Raw genomic sequence first — 5,219 nt, 5'->3', positions numbered from 1 at the left:
CCGCCGGCAGCTTCAAGCAGATCAGGGCGGCGGGCGAGGACATCCGCTGCATGACGATTCAGTACGACGGCGGCGCGAGCTACGTCTGGCTCGGCCGTTCAGTACCTGAAGGTACAGGGACGGGCTGCGTGCGACTGAAAATCGATGAGCTGGCCCGCACCCAGTTCGACGCCGCCTCCTGGCGTCGTGGGAACAATTCAGCGCGGGCTGGACCGGTGGAAGCTGTTGGGGCGTGCATGTGACGGGCAATGCCGCGTACGCCGCCACGCAAAGCGGCGGCGTGTTGCGCCTTCAGCTCGGCCAGGCTTCCGCTCAGTGGAGCGTGCCCGATGTGAACTGCGGGCTGCCCCTGCGGGACCGGACCCGTTTCGAGCCGGTCCGCGCTGTGTCCGGCGTAGAGCGCGACGACGGTTCGCCGCTTGTGCTCGCGGCTGGCCCCAAGGGGATCTACCGGAGCACGGACAACACTGTGTCCTGGGCGAGCTGTACGCGGCGGATGGTTGACGACGTCGTGACGCTTCCCGAGACGTGGCTGTTCTCCTCGGGCGAGCACCGGATCGAAGTGGTGCATGGCAATGGTTGAACCCGTACCCCGTAACTCTCCTCTGCTGAAGGTCCTGCCCGAGATCTTCCAGGTGGCGGCGGAAACCAGTACCCCATTGCAGGCCCTGATCGCCGTGGCCGAGGACATGCACGGGCCCGTCCGGGATGTCTTGGACCGCATCCACACCGTTCCCGATCCAGGCCGCTCGCCGTCGTCGTTCATTCCTTTCCTGTCGCGGTGGGTGGACCTTGACTGGTTGACCCTGCCAAGCCCGGAGTCCGTGGACTCCGCGGCGGCGGGAGTCCCTGTGGCCCGCCAGCGGGACCTGATCGCGTGCGCGGCCTCGTTGTCCGCACGTCGGGGCACCGTGGACGGTCTCACCCGCTTCCTGCAGCTGGCCACCGGTCCCGGGGGTCGACGTCGAATCCGTCCCGGGCGAGTTCCACATCAAGGTTCTGGTACCCGCGGCCGCCGCTGGGCAAGTGGAGCTGGTCCGCAGGATCGTGAAGGGCATCAAGCCCGCCCACGTAACGGACGAGGTCGAGGTGGTGGGCACATGAACGGGCCTGTGCCGTGAACGCCGGGAACCGGAAGCCCCTCATCGTGGTGATCTCGTGCGGTGTCATCGCTGTGCTCATCCTGGTTTTCGGCGTCAGTTGCGGCGGCGGGAACAACAACGCGGCGGCCAGTTGGCAGTCGGGCTTCTCGCAGGCTGCCAAAGGAGGCACCCTCGCTGCCTCGGATCTCGTGGGCCCGGGCGGCCAGTGTTCCGCGGCGGCAACGCAGCTGCTCGTGGCGGGAAGCTGCGTTTTCGAGGTCAAGAAGTTCGGGGGCCTGTTCGATCTGGGCAGCCCCACCAAGCGTGCCCGGCTGGCTCCCCAGCAAGCAGTCACCGTGACGCTGGTCGTGGAGGGCACGCGAACAGAGCAGGACGTCTCTGCCGGGGACACTGTCAGCCTGACCTTCGGCACTTCAGGAGGGCAGCTGGGAATCGCGTGCCGCGTTGTCGGCACGTGTGCGCTGAAGCTCCTGGAAGCAGGAGGATGAGTTCATTGCCCGAAAGGCGGTTGTCGCATGAGCACCATCACCATGACGCTGAGTTCTCCCACTGTTGAACTCAAGGACGGCAAAGGTTCCCTCACGGCGTCCGTGACCAACGGAGCTCCAGGCCCCGAACGCGTGGTGCTCGGAGCCTTTCCCGGAACGGAGAGCACACCGCCGTCCCCGACGTACGCCGCCATCCCCACTCCGTTGCGGACCATCGCAGCCGGAGCCACCGAGCAATACCTGGTCAATTTCGACACTGCCGGTGCCGCGCCCGGCTCTTATCCCGTGAAACTGATTGCCTACTCGGCCGACGACGCCCCTGAGGACTATGCCGACCAGGCCCACGTCGTCACGCTGACCGTCACCAAGCCCGCCGAAACACCGAAACCGCGCCCGGGATTCCCGTGGCTGTGGGTGATCATTGGCGGCGTGGTGCTGTTGGCGGCTATTGGTGGGGTGATCTGGTTCCTCCTCAAGGACGTCAATGTGCCGGACGTGAAAGGCAAGCCGCAAGCAGAGGCGGTACAAATCCTCAAGGACGCCGGGTTCTCGACGGCCACCACGGACAAGGAAAGCGATCAAACCGCCGGGACGGTGGTCACCCAGTCTCCGGAGGCAAACAAGCCCGCCGGGCGCGGTTCCACCGTCAACCTGGAGATCGCGACGCCGGTGAAATCGGTGGTGCCCGCGGTCCTTGGCTCGCGGATCGAAAATGCCCGCACAGCCTTCCAGACCGCAAAAATCCAACTGGATTTCACCCAGGGTTCCACGTGCACGTCCTCGTCCGGATTCTTGCAAAGCTGCGTGGTTGTTGGGGTAAATCCCGATGTGGGGAGCAAGGTGAACCAGAACGCCCTGGTCCTGGTCCGCACCGAAATACGGCAAAACGTCATCATCGAGCCGAATCCGATCAACATTTGCATGGTCCAGCCGCAGATCTGTGCGATCAAGCAGTAGGGCGCCCTCGGTGCTGCGTGTCATCCGGTGCCGAAAACGGTGCGCCCATGAAATGATCAACCATGCGTCCGATGCAGCACTCCAGCAAACTACAGAACGTCCGATACGAACTCCGTGGGCCCATCCTCCAAGCGGCCAAGACCATGGAGGCCGAAGGCCACCGGATCCTCAAGATGAATCTTGGGGACACCGCGCCGTTCGGGCTGGAAGCGCCGGAGTCCGTCGTGGTGGATATGATCCACCACCTCCGCGGTGCCCAGGGTTACAGCGATTCCAAGGGCATCTTCACGGCACGGACAGCCATTTCGCAGTACTACCAGACCCAGAACCTGATGAATATCGGCGTCGAGGACATCTTCATCGGCAACGGCGTCAGCGAACTGATCTCGATGACGCTGCAGGCGTTCCTGGAGAACGGCGACGAGGTCCTCATTCCCGCGCCGGACTATCCGTTGTGGACGGCCACCGTGACCCTCACTGGCGGCAAGCCGGTGCATTATCTCTGCGACGAGGGCCAGAACTGGTGGCCGGACATGTCCGACGTCGAAGCCAAGATCACCAAGCGCACCAAGGCCATCGTCATCATCAACCCGAACAACCCCACGGGCGCGGTGTACCCGCGCCACATCCTGGAGCAGTTCGCAGCACTGGCGCGCAAGCACGATCTTGTCCTGTTCTCGGACGAGATCTACGAGAAGATCCGCTACGAGGACGCCCAGCACATCCACACAGCGTCCGTGGCTGACGACATCTGTGTCCTGACCTTCAGCGGCCTTTCCAAGGCCTACCGCATGCCCGGTTACCGGGCTGGCTGGGTCGCTGTGACCGGCCCGCACGCGGCAACCGCCGAATACCGTGAGGCGCTGGAGCTCTTGGCGTCCCTCCGGTTGTGCTCCAACGTCCCGGCGCAGCACGCCATCCAGACCTGCCTGGGCGGTTACCAGAGCATCGAGGAGCTCATCAGGCCAGGTGGCCGGCTCCGCGAACAGCGGGACCTGGCCTTGAAGCTCCTGACTGCGATCCCGGGAGTGAGCTGCGTACCGGCAGCCGGGGCCATGTACTTGTTCCCGCGGCTGGACCCTGATGTCTATCCGATCGAGAGTGACGAGAAATTCGTCCTCGACCTCCTGCAGGACCAGAAAATCCTGGTCTCCCACGGTTCGGCTTTCAACTGGCCAACCCCGGACCACTTCCGCTTCGTGATCCTGCCCTCCGTCCGCGAGATCGAGGAGGCCGTGCGCAGGATCGCGACCTTCCTGGCCGCCTATCGGAACCGGCCTCAAGAGTAGGGCCCTTCTAGTCCCCCGCCGAGCCGCTGACCCGCAGCGCGTTGATGATCGCCGGGATCGAGCCAATAAGCATGACCAGGGCCCACACCAAGGCCACCACCACGGTAATGAGCGCCCAGAACTGGTCCCCGATGGACACAAGTGGCCCGGGGAGGAAACTGTGGATGAGGCCCAGGATGACTTGCACCAGCACCGATACCAGAAGCAGCACCACGAGCCCGGTGACCTTCAGGAATTTCGGCTGGCTCAGAACCAGCAGCACCGCGAAAACGATCTTGAGCAGCAACAGGAGGGCAAGGATGGCCGCAGCCTGGCTCGTGGGAAAACTTCCCCATAGCGCCAGGTAGGCAATGGTCCCGAAGGGTGCAGCGACGAACAGGCCGAACATCAGGAAGAGCTTCGCCAAGGCGAGGAGGGCCGTGAAGAACGCGCCGACCACCCAGAGAAACGTGACAATCAAGGTGATGATGCCTTGGATCCGTCCGTAAACCCTGAGCTCCATGATCAGGCTGAGTCCGAGCATCACCACCGTGAACAGCAACAGCCCGTCAAGGAACGCAAGGAAACCGATCCCGCGCCCGGCGGAGCAGCTGATGCGCGTTGGGTCTTTAAGAAGACGTCGATCGGGACCCCGAGCTCTTCCGCGGCGTCAGGCGAAACGGGCTCGACGGCGGTCCCGCCGAGGAGGATCGACAAGCCGATTTCAGCCAACACGACGACGGCGAAGACGGCCACTGCCGCTACGAAGAACGGGCGGCGCAGGGCATCCGGGGATGGTCCGTCACGCAACCCGCCGAGGCCCGATCCGCGCCCCAGCTGCGACCCCTGACCCCACCACGCTGGCGCCATGGGTCCATTGTGGCAGGCAGGGGTTTGAAAACAAGGTTTAGCCCAAGTTCCGCCCGCTTTCCGCTCCATCGGGGTAGCGTTTCCCTATGAACGAGCAGAAGCCTGAAGACGTCTACACACACGGCCATCACGAGTCCGTCGTACGCGCCCATGCCTCCCGCACAGCCGAGAACTCTGCCGCGTTTGTCATCCCGCATCTCACCGCCGGGACATCAGTGCTCGACGTCGGATGCGGGCCTGGGAGCATCACCTGCGACTTCGCGGAACTGGTGGCTCCGGCGAAGGTCGTCGGGCTCGACCGTTCCGCCGAGATCGTGGCGCAGGCTGCCACGCTTGCGGACGAGCGTGGCGTGGAAAACGTGGAGTTCGTGACGGGCAACATCTACGATCTGGACTTCGAGGACGAGACCTTCGACCTAGTCCATGCCCACCAAGTCCTGCAGCACCTGACCGACCCCGTGGCCGCGCTGCGCGAGATGCGGCGCGTGGCCAAGCCCGGCGCCATCGTGGCAGTACGCGACGCCGACTTCCAC

General features: G+C 64.2%; 9 protein-coding genes. 6 read left to right on the top strand and 3 right to left on the bottom strand.

Features of this window, described 5'->3' with window-relative positions:
• Positions 1 to 242: hypothetical protein (locus AHiyo1_RS25780; RefSeq protein WP_216363277.1), on the top strand; the 242-nt coding region annotated here is incomplete at its 5' end.
• A complete protein-coding gene (locus AHiyo1_RS20960) occupies positions 239 to 583 on the top strand; it encodes a hypothetical protein (protein WP_059389878.1) in 345 nt (114 codons plus the stop codon). The genes AHiyo1_RS25780 and AHiyo1_RS20960, both read left to right, overlap by 4 nt.
• Positions 584 to 921: 338 nt before the next feature.
• Here the strand turns inward: AHiyo1_RS20960 and AHiyo1_RS25075 are convergent, their stop codons facing one another.
• Positions 922 to 1,170 (bottom strand): hypothetical protein, encoded by a 249-nt coding sequence (locus AHiyo1_RS25075; RefSeq protein ID WP_172465687.1) that lies wholly within the window; start codon positions 1,168 to 1,170, stop codon positions 922 to 924.
• A 4-nt stretch (positions 1,171 to 1,174) separates the two neighbouring features.
• Here AHiyo1_RS25075 and AHiyo1_RS20950 point away from each other — a divergent pair, with 4 nt between their 5' ends.
• The 3 genes from AHiyo1_RS20950 to AHiyo1_RS20940 all read left to right on the top strand — a co-directional run bounded on the left by AHiyo1_RS20950 (position 1,175) and on the right by AHiyo1_RS20940 (position 3,837).
• On the top strand, positions 1,175 to 1,591 hold the full coding sequence (locus AHiyo1_RS20950; RefSeq protein WP_216363276.1) for a hypothetical protein: 417 nt from the start codon (positions 1,175 to 1,177) through the stop codon (positions 1,589 to 1,591).
• Between the two features lie 27 nt (positions 1,592 to 1,618).
• Positions 1,619 to 2,548, top strand: a complete 930-nt coding sequence (locus AHiyo1_RS20945; protein WP_059389875.1) for a PASTA domain-containing protein — start codon at positions 1,619 to 1,621, stop codon at positions 2,546 to 2,548.
• 62 nt (positions 2,549 to 2,610) lie between these two features.
• Positions 2,611 to 3,837: a pyridoxal phosphate-dependent aminotransferase gene (locus AHiyo1_RS20940; RefSeq protein WP_059389874.1), complete on the top strand. Its 1,227-nt coding sequence runs from the start codon at positions 2,611 to 2,613 to the stop codon at positions 3,835 to 3,837.
• A gap of 7 nt (positions 3,838 to 3,844) precedes the next feature.
• Here AHiyo1_RS20940 and AHiyo1_RS27470 read toward each other — a convergent pair whose 3' ends face one another.
• Both AHiyo1_RS27470 and AHiyo1_RS27465 read right to left on the bottom strand, forming a co-directional pair.
• Complete coding sequence (locus tag AHiyo1_RS27470) at positions 3,845 to 4,378, bottom strand: hypothetical protein (protein ID WP_253257522.1); 534 nt, start codon at positions 4,376 to 4,378, stop codon at positions 3,845 to 3,847.
• Positions 4,360 to 4,686, bottom strand: a complete 327-nt coding sequence (locus AHiyo1_RS27465) for a hypothetical protein (RefSeq protein ID WP_253257521.1) — start codon at positions 4,684 to 4,686, stop codon at positions 4,360 to 4,362. The genes AHiyo1_RS27470 and AHiyo1_RS27465 overlap by 19 nt, the downstream gene beginning before the upstream one ends.
• 86 nt (positions 4,687 to 4,772) lie before the next feature.
• Here AHiyo1_RS27465 and AHiyo1_RS20930 point away from each other — a divergent pair.
• A partial coding sequence (locus AHiyo1_RS20930; protein ID WP_148667697.1) for a class I SAM-dependent methyltransferase occupies positions 4,773 to 5,219 on the top strand: 447 nt, incomplete at its 3' end.

This window comes from Arthrobacter sp. Hiyo1, from assembly GCF_001263615.2.
GTDB lineage: Bacteria > Actinomycetota > Actinomycetes > Actinomycetales > Micrococcaceae > Arthrobacter.
This window is presented reverse-complemented; position numbering and strand designations above follow the sequence as displayed.